11 protein-coding genes and 1 pseudogene are annotated in these 19,470 nt (G+C 69.9%); 8 read left to right on the top strand and 4 right to left on the bottom strand.

The window, feature by feature from the left end:
* The first annotated feature begins 182 nt into the window (after positions 1-182).
* The 8 genes from ACFVV1_RS32150 to ACFVV1_RS32185 all read left to right on the top strand — a co-directional run bounded on the left by ACFVV1_RS32150 (position 183) and on the right by ACFVV1_RS32185 (position 12,361).
* Complete coding sequence (locus ACFVV1_RS32150) at positions 183-3,083, top strand: DEAD/DEAH box helicase (protein WP_389996539.1); 2,901 nt, start codon at positions 183-185, stop codon at positions 3,081-3,083.
* Positions 3,080-4,489 (top strand): SWF or SNF family helicase, encoded by a 1,410-nt coding sequence (locus tag ACFVV1_RS32155; RefSeq protein WP_389996542.1) that lies wholly within the window; start codon positions 3,080-3,082, stop codon positions 4,487-4,489. The genes ACFVV1_RS32150 and ACFVV1_RS32155 overlap by 4 nt, the downstream gene beginning before the upstream one ends.
* A gap of 188 nt (positions 4,490-4,677) precedes the next feature.
* Entirely contained in the window at positions 4,678-6,027 is a 1,350-nt protein-coding gene (locus ACFVV1_RS32160) for an esterase-like activity of phytase family protein (protein ID WP_389996544.1), read from the top strand.
* Between the two features lie 207 nt (positions 6,028-6,234).
* Positions 6,235-7,722: an APC family permease gene (locus tag ACFVV1_RS32165; RefSeq protein WP_389996547.1), complete on the top strand. Its 1,488-nt coding sequence runs from the start codon at positions 6,235-6,237 to the stop codon at positions 7,720-7,722.
* Entirely contained in the window at positions 7,719-8,735 is a 1,017-nt protein-coding gene (locus ACFVV1_RS32170; protein ID WP_389996550.1) for an acetamidase/formamidase family protein, read from the top strand. Before ACFVV1_RS32165 ends, ACFVV1_RS32170 begins: the two co-directional genes overlap by 4 nt.
* Positions 8,736-8,788: 53 nt before the next feature.
* On the top strand, positions 8,789-9,382 hold the full coding sequence (locus ACFVV1_RS32175; RefSeq protein WP_389996552.1) for an N-acetylmuramoyl-L-alanine amidase: 594 nt from the start codon (positions 8,789-8,791) through the stop codon (positions 9,380-9,382).
* 105 nt (positions 9,383-9,487) lie between these two features.
* On the top strand, positions 9,488-10,738 hold the full coding sequence (locus ACFVV1_RS32180; RefSeq protein ID WP_389996555.1) for a GAF domain-containing protein: 1,251 nt from the start codon (positions 9,488-9,490) through the stop codon (positions 10,736-10,738).
* A 99-nt stretch (positions 10,739-10,837) separates the two neighbouring features.
* Positions 10,838-12,361, top strand: coding sequence for an aldehyde dehydrogenase family protein (locus ACFVV1_RS32185; RefSeq protein ID WP_389996558.1), 1,524 nt, complete (start codon positions 10,838-10,840; stop codon positions 12,359-12,361).
* Positions 12,362-12,523: 162 nt separating this feature from the next.
* Here the strand turns inward: ACFVV1_RS32185 and ACFVV1_RS32190 are convergent, their stop codons facing one another.
* The 4 genes and pseudogenes from ACFVV1_RS32190 to ACFVV1_RS32205 all read right to left on the bottom strand — a co-directional run bounded on the left by ACFVV1_RS32190 (position 12,524) and on the right by ACFVV1_RS32205 (position 19,441).
* On the bottom strand, positions 12,524-13,918 hold the full coding sequence (locus ACFVV1_RS32190) for a tyrosine-type recombinase/integrase (RefSeq protein ID WP_389996560.1): 1,395 nt from the start codon (positions 13,916-13,918) through the stop codon (positions 12,524-12,526).
* Positions 13,909-14,106, bottom strand: a complete 198-nt coding sequence (locus ACFVV1_RS32195; protein ID WP_389996562.1) for a helix-turn-helix transcriptional regulator — start codon at positions 14,104-14,106, stop codon at positions 13,909-13,911. Before ACFVV1_RS32195 ends, ACFVV1_RS32190 begins: the two co-directional genes overlap by 10 nt.
* A 332-nt stretch (positions 14,107-14,438) precedes the next feature.
* Positions 14,439-14,756 (bottom strand): annotated as a pseudogene (locus ACFVV1_RS32200) (transposase); the annotation flags it as partial.
* 266 nt (positions 14,757-15,022) lie between these two features.
* Positions 15,023-19,441, bottom strand: a complete 4,419-nt coding sequence (locus ACFVV1_RS32205; protein ID WP_389996565.1) for an OmpL47-type beta-barrel domain-containing protein — start codon at positions 19,439-19,441, stop codon at positions 15,023-15,025.
* Positions 19,442-19,470 lie beyond the last annotated feature (29 nt).

Here is a 19,470-nt window from a genome sequence, read left to right on the forward strand (position 1 = left end):
GCCCCCTCCCCCGATGGGGGTGCTGGCTACACCCTGAAGCGCGGCAGGCGGTCGGGCAGGGCTGCCGAGTCATCTGAAAGTGGGCTGGATCACGGCGATTCCGCTCACGGGGGCACGCGGTGGTGGAGTACCCTCGGCGCTTCGAACCCCAACTAGTCAAATTTGAGGAATTCGGCATCGCTGTGCACAGGCTTCCTGCGACAACGCTCTCGGAGATCTCCGCACTCTCCGGCTGCTCCGTGGTCTTCCTGCCCGCGGATCCCTTCCGTACCGGCCGTATGGCTTTCTGGTATCCGGACAGTAGCAGTCCCCCCGATACTCCCGGTTCCGTCGAGGAGTTGACCGTCGTCGGCGCCGACGCGCGGGTGTACGTCGTACCGGCGCTGCTGCTCCCGGTCCGCGACGCGCTGCCCGTGCTCACGCGCGCACGGACCTCGGAGCATGCTTCCGGCGCAGCCGCTTTCTGGGGCGCCGCCGCTCTGCTCGCTCTGCAACTCGCAGCCCGGGGTTTGCTGTTGCCCGGGCTGACGGTCACCGATCACGACGCCTGGCGGGCCGGTCCGCTGACTGCCGACGATCAGTCGCGGATCCGGACGCTCGCCGCCTCGATGCCGCCTCTGGCCCATGCGGTACCGCTGGACGGGACCGCGCAGCCGGTGCTGCTGCCCGAACCCGAGCGGCTGCTGCGCGCGTTCCTCAACGCGGTGGCGGACGGGCTGCCGCGCACCCCCGCGGCGGCCTTCGCCACCGGCGGCCCGGCGTTCGCCGTCGACGCGCCGCAGCATCTTCCCGGTCAACGGGCCTGGGCCACCGATGTCGCAGCCGGACACGACGCGGGCGTCCGGCTCTCGCTGCGGGTCGAGGCGTCGGGGCTGGCGGCGCCGGACCAGGACGCGGACCAGGAGCGGACCGCCGGACCGTCCTTCCGCGCCGTCCTGCAGATCCACAGCGTCAGCGATCCGGCGCTGGTCGCCGATGCCGCCGAGGTCTGGGCCGGCTCCGCGCCGGCCGCGGCCGCCTTCGGCCCGCGGGTCCGGATGCACGCCTTGTTGGCGCTGCGCCGGGCCGCCCGTGCCTGGCCTCCGCTGGCTCCGCTGTTGTCGGCCGCGGTGCCCGACTCCGTCGACCCCGCCGACGAAGAGCTCGCCGAACTCCTCGGCCCCGCCGGGCGGGCACTCGCCGCGACCGGGGTGCAGGTGCACTGGCCCAGGGAACTGGCGCGCAAGCTCACCGCACGCGCGGTCATCGGCCCTCAGGACGACGGAGCGGACCAGGAGCACGAGGGATTCGCCCGGACCGGCTCGGACACCCCGCCGCTGCTGTCCGCCGACGCGCTGCTGACGTTCAACTGGTGCTTCGCCCTGGGCGACCAGCAGCTCAGCCGCGCCGAGCTCGACCGTCTCGCCGAGGCCAACAGGCCGGTGGTGCGGCTGCGCGATCAGTGGGTGCTGATCGATCCCGAAGAGGCACAGCGCGCCCGCGAGACCCAGGACCGCAAGGTCACTCCGATCGATGCGCTCGGAGCCGTGCTGACCGGTTCCACCGAGGTCGACGGCCGCCGGGTCGAGGTCCGGGCCACCGGCTGGCTGGAGCAGCTGCGCCGCCGGGTGGCCGACCCGGAGTCCGGCGGGCAACAGGACGGCCGGCGGACGGTCGGTCAGCCCGCGGCCCTTGCCGCCACACTGCGCGACTACCAGCTGCGCGGTCTGAACTGGCTGCACACCATGACGTCGCTCGGCCTCGGCGGCTGTCTCGCCGACGACATGGGGCTCGGCAAGACCATCACACTGATCGCTCTGCATCTGCACCGCCAGAGCATCGAATCGGCCGCCGGTCCGACGCTGGTGGTCTGCCCGACCTCGCTCATGGGGAACTGGCAGCGGGAGATCGAGAAGTTCGCGCCCGTTACGCCGGTGCGCCGCTTCCACGGCGGGTCGCGCAACCTCGCGGAGCTGGCGGACGGCGAGTTCGTCCTCACCACGTACGGCACGATGCGGCTCGACGCGGCGAAGCTCGCCGACGTCCGCTGGGGCATGGTGGTGGCCGACGAGGCGCAGCACGTCAAGAACCCGTACTCGGCAACGGCCAAGCAGCTGCGGACGATCGGCGCACAGGCACGAGTGGCGCTCACCGGCACGCCCGTGGAGAACAACCTGTCCGAGCTGTGGGCGATCCTCGACTGGACGACGCCAGGTCTGCTGGGCAGGCTCGGCACGTTCCGTACCCGCTACGCGCGGACCGCCGAGGGTGGCGACCCGGCGGCGGCCGAGCGGCTCGCCGCGCTGGTGCGGCCGTTCCTGCTGCGACGGCGCAAGTCGGATCCCGGCATCGCGCCCGAGCTGCCGCCGAAGACCGAGACCGACCGGACGGTGTCGCTGACAGCGGAACAGACGGGGCTGTACGAAGCGGTGGTACGCGAGACGCTGGCCGCGATCTCCGGCGCCGACGGCTTTGCCCGCCGCGGCCTCGTCGTGAAGCTGTTGACGGCCCTGAAGCAGATCTGCAACCACCCCGCGCAGTACCTCAAGGAGAAGGAGCCCCGGATCGAGGACCGTTCGGGCAAGGTGGAGCTGCTGGACGAGCTGCTCGACACGATCCTGGCGGAGGACGCGAGTGTCCTCGTCTTCACCCAGTACGTGCAGATGGCCCGACTCCTCGAACGGCATCTGGCGGCACGCGGGGTGCGCACGCAGTTCCTGCACGGCGGTACGCCGGTCGCCGAGCGGGAGGCGATGGTGAACCGCTTCCAGGCGGGCGACGCCCCGGTCTTCCTGCTGTCCCTGAAAGCGGCCGGCACCGGACTCAACCTCACCCGGGCAGGCCATGTCGTGCACTTCGACCGGTGGTGGAACCCGGCGGTGGAGGCGCAGGCCACCGACCGCGCGTACCGGATCGGGCAGACCCAGCCGGTGCAGGTGCACCGGCTGATCGCCGAGGGCACCATCGAGGACCGGATCGCCGCCATGCTGGCCCGCAAGCAGGGACTGGCGGACGCGGTGCTCGGCTCCGGCGAGGCGGCGCTGACCGAACTGACGGATGCGGAACTGGCCGATCTGGTGGAGCTGCGAGGGGGCACGCGATGAACGACGCATACGACAGTGACGGGTACGCATCCGCGACCGCCGACGGCGGTGACGTTCCGGCTCCGGTGCAGGAACGTACCTTCGCCGCGCGGCCGCCCGCGGGAGCTCCGGTGCAGGAACGTACCTTCGCCGCGCGGCCGCCCGCGGGCGGCCGCGGCTTCGCCGAGACCTGGTGGGGTCGGGCATGGCTGAAGGCCCTGGAGGACACCGCTCTGGACGGCGGACAGCTCAAGAAGGGGCGCAGGTTCGCCCGCGAGGGCCGGGTCGGAGCGGTTACCGTGCGGCCCGGCCGGATCACCGCGGTCGTCCGGGACCGTGACTCGTCCACGTACCGCAGTGATGTGCTCCTCCCGGAGCTGAGCGAGGCGGACTGGGAACGGTTCCTGGACATGGCCGCCGCCCGGGCCGAGTACATTGCGGCGCTCCTCGACCGCGAGATGCCGCCGCACCTGGTGGAGGACGCGTCGGCGGCCGGTATGGAACTGCTCCCGGGGATCGGCGGGCTGGACCCGGAGTGCACCTGCGAGACCTGGGACCACTGCCCGCACACCGCTGCCCTCTGTTATCAGGTGGCGCGGCTGCTGGACCAGGATCCGTTCGTCCTGTTGCTCATGCGGGGGCGCGGCGAGCGGTGGCTCCTGGACGAGCTCCAGGAGCGCATCGCGGCCCGCGCCGAGGGGCGGACGCCGGCCGGGCCGGCCGTCTCCTCCAACGGGTCCGGTGCCTCGGCCGCGAAGGCGAAGGACCGGGGTGTACGGGCGGACGAGGCTTTCGCCGCGCGGGACATCCTGCCCCCGCTGCCCGCTCCCCCGCCGCTGCCCGCGGAACCGGGCCCCGCACCGTCGCTGGACACGGAGACGGAACCGGAACCCGGAGTCGATCCCGCGGTCCTGGAGTTGCTGGCGAGGGACGGTGCGGCACGCGCCCACCGGATGCTGGCGGACGCCCTCTCCCCCGGCCATGAACTGCAGCCGCCGCCGCCCGGGTTGACGCCGCAGCAGGACGCCGTACGGCTGGTCGCGGACGCCCGGCCCGAGCCCTGGATCGCGACGCGGCTGGCCGCCGGATCGGGGCGGTCGCGGGCCGGACTCGACGCGGCGGTGCGTGCCTGGCAGTACGGCGGGGCGGCCGCGCTCACCGTGCTCGACGAGGAGTGGACGCCGGATCCGGAATCGCTGGCCAGGGCCCGGGCCCGGCTCGCCGCGGCGTGGGAGGAGGGCGAGCAGCCACGGCTCCGGTCCGCGGGCAATCGCTGGACCGCCGTGGAAGCCGGTGTGCAGCTCAGGTACGGGCGGGACGGGCGCTGGTGGCCCTACCGCAAGGAGAACGGGCACTGGGTTCCGGCAGGCCCGGCGGACGACGATCCGGCCGCTGCGCTGGGAGGTTCGAGCGGGTCGGACGACTGAGGTCGCCACGCGACCGGGGTCATCCTTGGACAGGGCCGCTCGACGACCGACGGGCGGGGGCGGTCAGGACGTCCTGGCCCCCGCCCGTCGTCGCGTTCCGCCCCGGTGTTCAACTCGATGTCACCGCGCGTTGAGGATGAGGGCGGAACCTGACGGGCATCCGAGCTGATCGTGCCTCAGGAGGCCTCATGTCCACGCGTGTTGTCCGTCGTTCTCTTGCCGTCGGGCTGCCGATCGCCCTGCTCGGAACGGTATGTGCCGCCGGAACGGCGACGGGCGCGCAGGACCTGCACGAGCGTCCGGAGCGGACCGCGCGGGTCACCGGGAGCGCCGTGCTCGGTGACGTTCCGCTGGCCGGGTTCAGCAACGGGCTGCTCCCGGGGACGGTGGCCGACGACCGCGGAGTGCTGCTCGGCGGTATCGGCAGCGACATCTACCCGGCCGGGCGCAAGGGCGAGTTCTGGACGGTGACGGACCGCGGCCCCAACGGCCAGATCAAGATCGGCGGGAAGAAGCGGCGTACCTTCCCGGTCCCCGGTTTCGACCCGGCGATCGTGAAGGTGCGAGTCAGCGGCAAGCACGTCCAGGTGCTGCGGGCCATTCCCCTGACCACCCGCTCCGGCGCCGCCGTCACCGGTCTGCCGAACCAGCCGGGCCGCGACGAGGCCCCGTACACGTACGACGCGAAGACGCCGCTCGGGTACGACCCGAACGGCCTGGACACCGAAGGTATCGTCCGTGCCGCCGACGGCACGTTCTGGCTCGTGGACGAGTACGGCCCCTCGCTGGTTCATGTCTCCGCCCGGGGCCGGGTGCTGACCCGCTACGTCCCGCAGGGGCTCGGGCTGACGGGCGCCGGCTATCCGGTGGTGGAGGCGCTGCCCGGCGTACTGCTGCACCGCAAGGCCAACCGGGGTTTCGAGGGGCTCGCGCAGTTGCCGGGCGGCGATCTGGTGCTGGCGGTGCAGAGCCCGCTGTCCCTGCCCGACCAGGACGCGGGCGAGTCCTCGCGCAATGTGCGGCTGCTGCGCTTCTCGACGAAGAAGCACGCGGTCACGGCGGAGTACGCCTACCGGTTCGACGCGGTGGACGTCGTGGACCCGGGCGAGGACGACACCTCCGAGCTGAAGATCTCCTCGGTCGTCGCGATCGGCCGGGATCGCCTCCTGGTCGAGGAGCGCACGGACAAGGCGGCCCGGCTGCACCGGGTGACGCTCCCGCACGGCCCCGGCATCCTGGGTTCCGTCTGGGACGACCCGGCGGCGTCGCCCTCGTACGAGGAGCTCACCGACCCCGCGGCGGCGGGCGCGCCGGTGCTCCGCAAGAGTCTGGTCGTCGACCTGGGCAAGGTCGCGGGCGTCCCCGGGAAGATCGAGGGCGTGGCGGTGACGGGCCGGGACACGCTCGCTCTCATCAACGACAACGACTTCGGGATGACCGACGGCGCCGAGGCGTTCGACGCGAACGGCCGGCTGGTCGACAGCGGCATCAAGACGTCGGTGACGCTGCTGAAGCTGCCGCGCCCGCTGCGTGGCTGACCCCCAGTAGCCGCACTCCTGCCGCAGCCCGGTCCCTGCGACGGGGCTGTCCGCGTCCGTGATCCGCCGCGCTCCCCGCCCCACGCACCCGTTTTCGGTTCCTGCCGTCTTCCTCCGTCCGCGCGACGCCCGTACGGTGGGGCGCGCGAGACGCTCGGCCGTACATCGGACAACGCCTTCCGGTTGTCGGACAGAGGGAGCCACGAGGTGTCGGGGGATTCGGGCAGCGGACTGTTACGTGATGCCATCGGGCTGCGCGAGGTCCTCTTCCAGAGCATCACGGCGATGGCGCCCGCCGCCGCCATCGCCGCGTCCATTCCGTCCGGAGCCGCGTTCGCGGGTGGCAGTCTTCCGCTGTCCGTGGTGGTGGCGCTGGTCGCCTGTCTGTTCACCGCGTCGTGCGTCGCGGAGCTGGCCCGTCATCTGCCGGCCGCCGGTTCGGTCGCCACCTACTCCGCGCAGGGCCTGCATCCGGCCATCGGCTTTCTCGTCGGGTGGGGCTATGTCTTCGTGGAGGCGCTGGTCCCCGCGCTGCTGCTGCTCCAGCTCGGTTTCACGACGGCGGGCACCCTGCACCAGGAGTGGTCGTCCTACCCGGCGGATCTGTGGTGGCCGTGGTCGCTGCTGGGCGCGGTGATCATCGCGCTCGCCGGGTATTTCGGGGTACGGGCCTCCGCCCGGTTCGGAACCGTGCTCGGCATTTTCGAAGTGCTCGTCTTCGTCGGCTTCGCCGTGCTGCTCATCGGGCAGGCGGGCTCCGACAACACCCTTTCGGTGTTCGGTACTTCACACACCGCGGAGGGCTTCGACGGGATCAGCGGGATCTTCGCCGGCTCGGTGTACACCGTGCTGGCGTTCGCCGGCTTCGAGGCCGCGGCGCCGCTCGCCGAGGAGACGAAGAACCCGCGGCGCACGATGCGGCGTGCGGTGCTCGGCGCGGCGCTCTCCATCGGCCTGGTGTACGTCCTCACCACCTATGCGATGTCCGTGTACTTCGGGCCCGACCGGTTCGCCGGATTCGGCTCCGCGGGGGCGGCGTCGTGGGAGGGCGTGGCCCGTGCCTCGTTCGGGCTGTTCTGGGTGGTGCTCTTCCTCGCCGTGGTCAACTCGACGGTGGCCAACGCCAATGCGTGCGCCAACGTGTCGACCCGGACGGCGTTCGCCCTCGGCCGCATCGGGGTGTTCCCGCAGGCGTTCGCACGCCTCCATCCGCGCCGCCGCTCCCCCGTCACCGGAGTGGCCGTGCAGTTCGTGTTCGCGGTCGGCGTGGCGCTCGGACTGGGTTTCGCCTACGACCCGGTGACCGCGTTCGTGCTGCTGGCCACCGTGATCGTCACCGTCGTCATCGGTGTGTACATCGTCGTGAATCTGGCCTGCGCCGGGTACTTCCTGCGACGCCGGCGCGAGGCCTTCAATCCCGTACTCCATCTTCTCTTCCCGGTCCTGGGCATCGCGGCGTTCGTGCCCGCGCTGCTGACGGCCGCCGGGATCCCGGTCTTCGACTTCGTCTCGAAGCTCAGTGCGCCGGTCTCGTACGCGGGTCCGGTCGTCGGTGTCTGGATGCTGATCGGGATCGTTGTGCTGGTGGTGCTGTTGCACAGGCATCCGGAGCGGGTGGCACAGACCGGACGGATCCATCTCGACGAAGCCCCGGAGCAGGCCGGGGAGCCCAGGACAGGAGCAGTGCAGCGATGAACGACCCCCGTATTCTCACCGTCCGCCCCAAAAAGGGCGAGTACGCCTGGACCTTCGGTGGAGCGGCGCCGGTGGCCCGTATCGAGCCGGGCACGTTCCTCGACCTGTATACGGAGGACTGCTTCGCAGGCCGGGTGCGCTCGGAGAGCGATCTGGTCTCCGAGGTCTGCGAGTTCCCCTTCCTCAACCCGCAGACCGGCCCCTTCCATGTGGTGGGCGCGGAGCCAGGCGACACCGTGGCGGTGCATTTCGTCTCCATCGAACCGGCCAGGGACTGGGCCGCCTCCACGACCGTGCCGCTCTTCGGCGCGCTCACCTCCACGCACAGCACCGCGTCACTGCAGGCTCCACTGCCCGAGGTGGTATGGATGTGGCAGCTCGACCGGGCGCGCCGCACCTGTCTGTTCAGCGCCCGGGACAGTGACTTCCGGGTGGAGCTGCCGATGGATCCGATGCACGGCACGGTCGGGGTGGCGCCGGCCAATCTGGAGGTACGGTCCGCACTGGTGCCCGACGCGCATGGCGGGAACATGGACACGCCAGAGATGCGGGCGGGTGTCACCTGCTATCTGGGCGTCAATGTCGAGGGTGCGCTGCTGAGCCTCGGGGACGGGCACGCCCGTCAGGGCGAGGGCGAGACCTGCGGAGTAGCCGTGGAGTGTGCGATGAACACGGTGGTGCTGGTCGAGCTGCTGAAGGGTGTCACGACACCGTGGCCGCGCATGGAGTCCGACACACATCTGATGTCGACCGGTTCCGCCCGTCCGCTCGAAGACGCCTTCCGCATCTCGCAGTTGGACCTGGTGCAGTGGCTGGCGCGTGACTACGGTCTGTCCGAACTCGACGCCTATCAGCTGGTCGGCCAGGCCGGCGAGGCGCCGTTGGCCAATGTGTGCGACACCAACTACACCTGTGTGGCCAAGATCCGCAAGGAGTGGCTGCCCGCAGGCGATACCCATCGCGGACTCCACCGCCATCTGCGGGAGACCGCGACGTTGCTGTCCAGTCCCTGACCCCCACACCCACCCCCACCCCCACCCCCACCCCCACCCCCACAGGAGTGTTCATGCACCGCAGAAGGATTCTTCAGGGCGCCGCCGTGACGGCGGCCGCCGCGCTGCTCCCCGCCTCGGCCCGCGCCGCGGCTTCCGCGGCGGCGGGGGAGACGGACTATCCGCTCGCCCACTGGAAGCCCGCCTCCACGTCCAACTACACGGCGTCGACCCGCCCTTCGGCCTATCCGATCCAGTACGTGATCATCCATGTCACCCAGGAGACGTTCTCGAACACGATCGGAATCTTCCAGAATCCGGCGAAGCGGGTCTCCGCGCACTACGTGGTGCGCTCGGCGGACGGCTACGTCGACCAGTGCGTCCGGGAGCAGAACATCGCCTGGCACGCGGGCAACTGGGACTACAACACGCGCAGTGTCGGCATCGAGCACGAGGGCTGGGTGGACCAGCCGTCCTACTTCACCCACACCATGTACGAGAAGTCGGCGCTCCTGACCGCGTCGGTCTGTGACCGTTACGGCATCCCCAAGGACCGTGCGCACATCCTCGGCCATGCGCAGGTCCCCGGTACCGACCACACCGATCCCGGCCCGAACTGGGACTGGGTGCGCTACATCCGTCTCGTCAACCTCTACTCGGCCGGCTGACGCACCCGCACCACCACGTCCGGTCACTCTCCGCAGCATAGTTGTCACAGACGTCTGCTGCGGCCACGATGGGGTGTGCACGACGCCCCTGGACGGGAGGGTGAGTTGACGGACCCCTGGGTGGCCCTCACAGCCGATGCGGACCCCGGTGAACGGCTCGGCCAACTCCGGCATGCGCACGAGGTGTTCACCACCGCCGGACGGCTGGAGCGGCCGGTGCGTCCGGTGGTCGGCGAGTCGTGGCGGCGCTCGGCACGGGCCCGGGTCAGCCCGGACGGTGCCGCCCTGGTCGAGCTCGGCGCGGACGACCTCGGACCATACCGGGACGGGCACCCCCTGGCCGCCGCCATGCCGGTGATCCGCGAGCTGATGAGCGCGTACGCGACGGACGGCGAACACCTTCTCGCGGTGTGCGACGGGCTCGGCAGGCTGCTGTGGGTCGAAGGACACGCGACGACCCGGCGTGCCGCGGGCCGGATGAATTTCGTGGAGGGCGCCCGCTGGGCCGAGTCCGTGGCCGGCACGAACGCGCCGGGTACGGCCATCGCCGTGGACCGGCCGGTGCAGGTCTTCGCCGCGGAGCACTTTCTGCGGCCGGTCCAGCAGTGGACCTGCGCGGCGGCGCCGCTCCACGACCCGCACACGGGACGGGTTCTGGGCGCCGTGGACATCACCGGCGGGAACCGGCTCGCGCATCCGCACAGCCTGGCGTTCGTGCAGGCGGTGGCACGCGCCGCCGAGTCACAGTTGGCGCTCCTCGCGCCCGCGCGCGCCGGAGAGACCGTACGGCTCAGTGCGCTGGGCCGGAACGAAGCGCTGCTCGTCGCCGGCGGCCGCAAGATCCGGCTCAGCAGGCGGCACAGCGAGCTCCTGGTGAGCCTGGCCCGCCATCCCGAGGGCCTCTGCGGCGACGAGCTCCTCGTCGAGCTGTACGAGGACGAGTCGGTGACCCCGGTGACGCTGCGGGCCGAACTCTCCCGGCTGCGACGACTGCTCGGCCCCGAACTGCTCCTCTCCCGCCCCTACCGTCTCTCGGCGCCGGTCGACGCCGACTTCGACACGGTGGCGCGCAGACTGGCGTCCGGCGCGGTGGCGGCTGCGCTCAGCGCCTACGCAGGTCCGCTGCTGCCCGGCTCGCAGGCGCCGTCCGTCATCCGGCTGCGGCGCAGGCTCGACGAGCAGCTGCGGGCCGCCCTGATCGCGCGCGGTGACCCGGGCCTGCTGGCCGACTGGGCGTACAGCCCCTGGGGCGAGGACGACCTCCCGGTCTGGCGGGCGCTCGCGGCGGCCGTCCCCGCGGGTCGGCGCCCGGCACTGCTCGCCAGGGTCCGGACGCTGGAGACCGAGCAGGGATAGCGGTGTTCCCCGTGCAACGGGGTTGCAACGTGCCGCCGCCTACCCTCCTTCCGAGGGCCGTCCAACGGCGGGCGGCACCGGATCCGGGAGGCCACAGAGATGACCCGTTACGCTGCGCCGGGCAACGAGGGCGCCATCGTCACGTACGAGTCCCGCTACGACCACTGGATCGGCGGCGCGTACGTCCCGCCCGCCCGTGGCCAGTACTTCGAGAACCCCAGTCCCGTCAACGGCCGCCCCTTCACCGAGATCGCCCGCGGCAGTGCCGAGGACGTCGAACGGGCCCTGGACGCGGCACACGCCGCGGCCCCATCGTGGGGAGCGACCGCGGCCGGCGAGCGCGCCTCGGCCCTCAACCGGATCGCCGACCGGATGGAGGCTCATCTGGAGGAGCTGGCGGTCGCCGAGAGCTGGGACAACGGCAAGCCGGTACGGGAGACCCTGGCCGCTGACATCCCCCTGGCCATTGACCACTTCCGCTACTTCGCCGGTGCGCTGCGCGCCCAGGAGGGGTCGCTCAGCGAGATCGACGACGACACGGTCGCGTACCACTTCCACGAGCCGCTGGGCGTCGTCGCGCAGATCATCCCATGGAACTTCCCGATCCTGATGGCGACGTGGAAGCTGGCCCCGGCGCTCGCTGCGGGCAACGCGGTGGTCCTCAAACCGGCCGAACAGACGCCCGCCTCCATCCACGTATGGCTGAAGCTGGTGGCCGACCTCCTGCCGCCCGGCGTCATCAACATCGTCAACGGCTTCGGCGCGGAGGCCGGCAAGCCCCTCGCCTCCAGCCCGCGCGTCGCGAAGATCGCCTTCACCGGTGAGACCACGACGGGGCGGCTGATCATGCAGTACGCCTCTGAGAACATCAAGCCGGTGACGCTGGAACTGGGCGGCAAGTCGCCGAACATCTTCTTCGACGACGTGTGGAACGCGGACGACGACTTCCGCGACAAGGCCCTTGAGGGGTTCACCATGTTCGCCCTCAATCAGGGCGAGGTCTGCACCTGCCCCTCGCGCGCGCTGATCCAGCGCGGACACTACAGCGAATTCCTTGAGGCGGGCATCGCGCGCACGGAGAAGATCGTGCCGGGGCACCCGCTGGACACGGACACGATGATCGGCGCCCAGGCCTCCAACGACCAGCTTCAGAAGATCCTTTCGTACCTGGACATCGGCCAGCAGGAGGGCGCGAAGGTCCTCACGGGTGGTCAGCGGATCGAGTACGACGGGGAGCTGGCGGGCGGCTACTACGTCCAGCCGACCATCTTCGAGGGCGACAACCGGATGCGGGTCTTCCAGGAGGAGATCTTCGGCCCGGTCGTGGCGGTCACGTCCTTCTCCGATTTCGACGACGCGATCGCCACGGCGAACGACACTCTGTACGGCCTCGGTGCGGGCGTGTGGACCCGCGACATCAACACCGCGTACCGGGCGGGCCGCGCCATCCAGGCCGGTCGGGTCTGGACGAACTGCTACCACGCGTACCCCGCCCATGCCGCTTTCGGCGGGTACAAGCAGTCGGGGATCGGCCGCGAGAACCACAAGATGATGCTGGAGCACTACCAGCAGACGAAGAATCTTCTGGTGTCGTACTCGCCGAAGAAGCTGGGCTTCTTCTAGACGCACGAGAAAAGGCGCCTGACCTGGGCTTTCACCCGTCAGGCGCCTTTCACTCAGCCCGCTCTCGATCGAGCCCGGCTTGCGTGCTAACTCCCATTTCCTCCCACTGCTGTACCCCTCCCGACCAGTGCTTCCGGACCAGTCACGGACCAAACCTCCAGTTCAGCCCTCGGGTGCGTCACCTTGGTTGACGCGCTGCCACTCGTTCACGGACTGCTCGATGAGGCGGTTCGCCTGCTCTCGACGGCCGTCGAGGAACTTGGCGTAGTGGCGAAAGAGAACCTCGATGCTCTGACCGGCGCGGCGGGCGCATTCGGCCGGGTCCACTCCGGAGTAGAGCCAGAACGAGATCCCGGCGTGCCGGAGATCGTAAGGTCGCTTGGCCAGGCGAGAAGTCCGCTCGGTACGAGTCAGGGCGTGCTCCCGGGCCCGCGCCCACGTGATGCCGTAGGCGGCAGCGTCCACGTAGTTGCCAGCCTGGTTCCGGAAGAGTCGACCGTCGGGTGCCACATCGAACCGTTTCACATGGGCACGCAGCATGCGTACGAATTGCGGCGGGATGGGAATAGGTCGCGTCGCGCTTGCCGCGCGACGCTTGAGCGAGTGCACCTCGTGCACCTCTCCGTTGTCGGTCCACTCCTTGCCAGACGTGACAACCCCGCCCGAGAGGTTGAGCATCCCCCATCCAGTCTTCGGCAAGTGGCATTGATCGATCCGAAGATGGATGACCTCAGCTGGCCGCATAGCCGCGAAGTACATGCAGCCGAAGAACGCCTCAAGATGAGGACCCCGCCCCCGCTGGCGAGCAACGGACTCGAGCAGGCGAAGCACCTGGGCCGGATTGGGAACGGCGGCCGGATCCACCTCTTCATTGACTGCTGGCGCTTTCCACCGTAGACCGTTGAGGGGGTTTTCCGCGAAGTACCCCTTCTCCACCGCAGTGTTGAGAGCTTCGTTGAACGCAGCCCTCTTGCGTCGGGCTGTCTTGGCCGCAGCCGCCTTGCCGTCCAGTTTGCGGCACATCGCGTCGAGGGCCCGCCTCAGAACGTCGGCCTCCGCGAGGGCACTGACCGGCAGCGAGTTCCGCTTCATCCAGTCCAGCGCGTGGAGCCACTCCTCGGTGGGCTCGCACTGCCAGGCTTTCTTGTTGAATGCCCACGAGTACAGGGAACGCCGTAGTACCCGCGGATCGGAAAACGTTGCGCCGGGGCGCACGAGGGCGGGCGTGACCGTGGCGAAGGCATCAGCCAGGGCGCGGCGGGTGTTCCCTGGCGTGCGCTCCCATCTTTGCTCGATGTATTCGTGCGCCAGGTCATACCACGTAGTTCGCTGCTTGATGGCCCGCAACTCGGATGCCGGCAGACCGGTGTGCTCATCAAACGGCTCACCCTCGCGCGCAGCTGTCATCAGCTTCGCGCGTCGGCTATCAGCAAGCGCGAACGTGATGAAGGACTCGGACTTCTCTCGCCCGTTAACCGTCCACCGAATCTGGAAAGGCTTGCGCCGGTCTGGGCGCTCGCGTATCTCCCAGAAGCGGACGTTATAACTCATCGCCATCCGGGCGTATCCCTTTCACACGCCTCCCACCACGCATCCAGATCGACGCGGCGGCAGCGCAGTTCACCGTTGGGCAGCTTGATAATTCGGGGTGCCTGACCGCGAGCGCGTAGGCAGTAGAAGGCCGACGGGCTCATCCGGATTTCCGCTAGGACCTCGGCGAGCTTGAGCGCAGGTGGGCGAGCCATTGATGTTTCCTCGGGTATTCCGAATTCGTCGGCCGCCCAGGCGGCAGCGCGCGGCTTGCACCCACTCCGCCACAGATGATGGGCAGGCGCTGTCAGTTACGGGGACTGCTGGGCGCCGAAATGAAGGGCCATAGTGTCCGAACGGCTCCACCGCCAAGCACAGCCGCTGCGAACACCCTCAATGGTCGTCACGATCGCCGGTTTGGCTAACCGGCGATCGTGGTCTACGTTGCGCGCCGTATTAGATGAATCCGACAGCTCCTCGGGCCGGCCGCAGTCAGGACGCCAGCCGGTATGAGCACAGGGTGGGGTCGCACCGTCCACGACAAGCACTAGTGTCCTGCGCCGGAGATCCGTTGGCAGAAACGGGCGAGGGAGTCGAGGATCTCCTCGGCCGTCTTGGTCCAGATGAACGGCGTTGGGTTTTCGTTCCACTCCTTGCCCCAGGCTCGGATGTCGGCTTCCAGGGAACGCACGCTTTTGTGGGAGCCGCGGCGGATCTTCTGGTCGGCGAGGAAGCCGAACCACCTCTCCACCTGGTTGATCCAGGACGAACCGGTGGGGGTGAAGTGCAGGTGGAATCGGGGGTGTCTGGCCAGCCATGCTCTGATGGCGGGTGTCTTGTGGGTGCCGTAGATGTCGCATACGAGAGGCAGCCGCCACTATGGAGGACTCGCGAGCGCGGCGCGAACCAAGCCCACGCCGAGGCCCCCCAAGGCTGAAGGCGTCACCATAGTTTCCGCGGGGCCACAAGGGCAACACGGTGCCATTGCGCAGTCAGCGGGCACAGGCGACGCCCCCGGCAGATGCCAGCCCCCAGTCCTGCTGTGGCAGATGACCGGTCGGGCAGGAGTCCGACCGCCACGGAGGTGGCGGTGACCTGTACGAGACGCCACACGCCACCTGGCCGCCGTGGCTATACGAGGCCAGGGCCGACACGGGTGTGCCCGATCGGTGAGCTTGCGCCGTTGACCGTGGAGTTGCCGGCGTGGACGACCCGGGACTTCGCCCCGGTGACCCTGTCCGTCGCCGCAGAGGTCGACGACACCGGGGACTTGCCGGCCTTGGACGCGGTCACCGTCACCGACAGCCGATGGCCGGCATCCCCCGACGTGATCGTGCGCGCCACTGCGGTGGCGCCGGTGATGGGCCGGCCGTCACGCAGCCACTGGTAGGCGTACGCCAGTCCGGTCGTGTTCCACGTCCCGGGGGTTGCCGTCACGGTGGACCCGATCACCGCCGGACCGGTGACCTTCGGAGGCGTCACGACCTCGATGACTTCGACATCCTGGGTGTTGATGACCAGGGTCGCCATCGGCTCGGGGTTGCCGGCGACGTCGGTCGAGAAGTAGTCGACCGTGTGGCTGCCGAAGCCCTTGACGACGGGCTTCTCGTCACTGAGAACCTTCCAGTCCTCGCCGTCGACCCGATAGCTCGTCGTCGCGACACCGCTCAGCGCGTCGTCGGCGGTCAACGTCACCGCGACCTGGTCGGCCGAGTCGGCACCCGGCACACGACTCATCGAGATGTGCGTCGAGGGGGCGGTCGAGTCGATCCAGACATCGACGGTCTGCTCGCCGGTCGAGTTTCCGGCAGCGTCCCTGGCCCGGTACGACAGCGAGTGCTTGCCCTGGCCGGTCACCGCGACCGGACCGCTGTAGGCCTGCCAGCCGTCCGCGCCACCGACCTGGACGGTCGGCTTGGCGTCACGCTGGTCCGACGCGTGGATGGTCACGGCCGCATTCCCGCGGAACCAGCCGTTGTCGCCGGCAGGTGCCGCGGAGTCGACCGTGGCACCGGCGAACGGCGCCACGTCGTCGGCGCTGACCGCGAGAACCCACAGATCGGCGATCGAGGGATCGAAGGTGCGCTCGGGACCGCTCGGGAACTCGTACCTGACCCGCACCGTGCCGTCGTTGGCGAGGACCTCGGGATCGTCGACCAGGAGGTCGTACGTCTCCGTGCCCATGCCCGCGGCCTCGTGCTCGACGACCTGGGTCCTGATCAGGTGACCGTCGACGTACACGGGGTACTTCTTGGTCCTGGCCTGGTCGAACGTCTCGATGTTGCGCAGGATGAACGGCTTGCCGGGCTCGACGGCGACCTCCGCGGAGAACCAACTGCCGGGATAGCCCTGGTTGGCGTAGCGTCGGGTCAGCCCGGCCTCGACGTTGGTCCCGCTGTTCGGAGCGGCCTGGAGCGCGTGGGCGGTCTCGGATTCCGGTACGCCGAAGTCGACGTGGTCCAGCGCGGCCCCTGTCGGCGGGGTGGACAGCGTGACCGGGATCTGCGCGGGCTTCTGGTCCAGCGTCGTGCCCTCGCGCTCGAATCGCACAGTGACCGCGCCGGCGCCGGCCACGACATCCTGCGGGATGACGACGGGAGCCGTGACGCTCGCCGACGACCCGGCCTCGATCGTGACGGGGTCCGACGGCACGGGCGCGGCCCAGCCCTCCGGTGCGTCGACGACGAGTTGGCCGCGAACCGCGGTGCGTCCGTCGTTGGACACCTCGGCGTGGACGACGGCGTGGTCGGCCGGGTCACCGTCGACCGTCGTGACGCCGACGGAATCGATGACGATCCCAGAGGCGACCTCGACCCACCAGGTGGACTCGGTCATCGTGAACGTGCCCGCATCGGTCGTGAAGGTGATGGTCGCCGCGGCGTCGACGCCTCCTGGCGTCCGGCGCTTCGGGACGGTCGTGGTGAATGGCAGCGCGACGGTCTCCCCCGCCCCCAACGACTGGGTCGACGGCAACGCCGTCTTGACGTCCCACCCGTCGACGGACACCTCCGCGGCGACGCCGGTGAGCTCATGATCGCCGCTGTTGGTCAGCTGCACCGTGCCAGCGAGGTCCTGGCCCGGCACGGCTGTTGAGGTGAGCGGAGGGATGGTGACCCGCACGCCGAGGCTCAGCGACACGGCGCGGCCCAGGAGCTGCTCGAGCCTCACCAACCGGGTGTCGAGCTCGCCGAGGACGGGCTCGTCGATCCCCGCTCCGTCCAGCTCGGCGTGGAGGTACTGGGCGGTGGTCAGTGCGTCGATGAGCTTCTGCGGCTCGGTCGAGACGTCGCTGCCGTCAGGGGTGGCGGCCTCGACATCGGCCAGCGCCGCGGCCATCGCGTCATGCACTCGGGCACGCCGCGCGGCCGGGAGGTCACCGACATCCGTCAGTTCGCCGGCTCGGGCGTCCAGGCCCTGCACCGCGTCGACGATCGTGTCGAAGAGCTCGGGAGCCGGTGTGGTCGCGACCGGCAGCGCGTCGAAGGCCAGCTGCCCGACTCCGCGGGACGTGCGGATCATGGGGCCCGCTCCGTTGTGCGCGACGTACGCGAGGCTCGTGATGTCCAGCGCCGGGGCGGACAGCTTCAGTTCGAGCCTGCCCCGCGAGAGGTACTGGACATCCGTCACCTTCGCGGAAGATCCGCGCAGCCGGAAGTCGGCGCCTACGCCGGGGTCCACTGTCAGCGGGTCGGTCTTGGACGCGAGCTGGACCCTGATCGTGTCGGCCTTGCGGGACGTGAACGACGCGGACACCGGATTGGGCGCGGCGACGCCGTCGGAAGGTCCGTCGTACAGATCACGCATCAGGGTCGCCGCCACCTGCTCCCCGAACAGCTTGTAGCCGTTCGACCAGCCGAAGTGGCAGCCGTCGTGGTTGCTCAGCCCGGTCGGCGACAGCACCGTGACGTCGAGCGTCTCCGGCATCCGACGCTGGGCGTCGCGCAGGGCGACCGCCTCGGAGTTGAGGCACGGGGACGTCCGGACCTGGGTCACGTACACCCGCGGCTCCTGGGCGCCGCGCGCGCCGCCGAAGTCGTCACGCCAGTCGACCAGCAGGTTGGTGAACCCGGTGACGTGCTGGGCGGCGTTGTCCGCCTCGGACTCCCCTTGATAGAACAGGACGCCGGAGATCTTGTCGATCGTTCCGGACTTCACGAGCCGCTGCCGCAGTCGGCCGTAGTTGGTCGAGATGTCGTCCGGATCGCTGTCGTTGCGCTGCAGGAAGCCGATCGGGGCCCCGCCATGTGCGCCGTTGATCACTGCGACGGGCACCTTGTTCTGCTCCGACAGCACCCGTGCCATGCGGATACCCCACTGCCCGACCGCTCCCTGGTTGTAGAACGGCTCCCCCGCGGCGAACTTCCACTCACGGTCGGCGCCCGAGACGTCGGGCTGGAAGTCATTCGTGCCGTACGTCCGCAGGAACGGCGACATCTCGCCACGGGATCCCGGCTCGACCCAGGCGGTCGCCTGCGCGTTCGACTGACCCTCGATCACGAACACGTCTCCCGAGACGACATCGGTCCAGTGACCCACGGTGCGTGCCCGGCCGCCGGACACCGTCTCGAGGGTGAAGTCGTACGTGTGCAGGCCCGCCGTGAGGTGCCGGTCGAAGGAGAACGAGTCACCGGCCCGCTGCTCCTCGACCTCGTCCTTGCCCTCGGACGTGGTCGTCAGGCGCACCGTGTCGACTTCCGGCGACGTCACGGCGCCGGCGATCCTGACGTCGGCGCCATTGTCGGCGCCGCGCGGATAGAGCTGACGATCCTGCGGTGTCGAGGTCAGCTTCACGGTCGACGGCCGGGCGAACACCGTCAGCGTACGGGTGTCGAAGGAGCCCGCGTTGGCTGCGAACGTCCAGTCCGGTTCGCCGGCCGGCTGGTTGCCCATACCGATGTCCATCGGCCCGCCACCCGTGAAGTGGTTCACCGCGAAGGCCGTGCTCGGAGCGACCGCCGAGTCTGGATCCGCGCCGACGCTGTGCACCTGGAAGCTGCCGTAGAAGCCCGGCGAGGGCACGTCATCGGCGTCATACGCCGCGGAGGAGGCGCCGGCGATCTGGTCGCTGACGGTCTTCTCGTACGAGTTGGGCCACATCTCTAGGTACCCGGGCATCCCGGTGCCGGTCCTGACGCCGGGGACGTTGGAGGCGACGTCGAGGTCGTCGACCCGCTGGCGCGTGATCTGCCCCGGCCGGGTGGGCAGTCCCAGACGTCCGGGATCGTCCGTGAACGCCTCCATGTCGGCCCACACCCATTGGGTGCCCGAGCCCGAAGTCGTCTCCAGGCAGTACCCGACGCGGTCGAAACCGCCGGACACCGAAGCGGTGTCGTCGAATGAGTACGGCACGTCCTGGTTGCTCCAGTCGGCGCCCGTCGGAACGTCGAGTTGGAGCACGGGTTGGAAGCCCGCCGAGCCGGCGTTGTCCCCACAGGACGTCGGCTCGGCGGACGCGGCTTGCGCCACTTGCGTCACGCCGGGAAGCACCGCCACGACGAAGGCCGCTGCCAGAGTGAAGGTGACAAGCCGGGCGCGCAGGGCGATCTTCACGGGGACTCCTCGGCTCGGCTGGCGGTTGG

Origin of the sequence: Streptomyces sp. NPDC058092 (genome assembly GCF_042884935.1) — a bacterium.
Classification (GTDB): Bacteria; Actinomycetota; Actinomycetes; order Streptomycetales; family Streptomycetaceae; genus Streptomyces.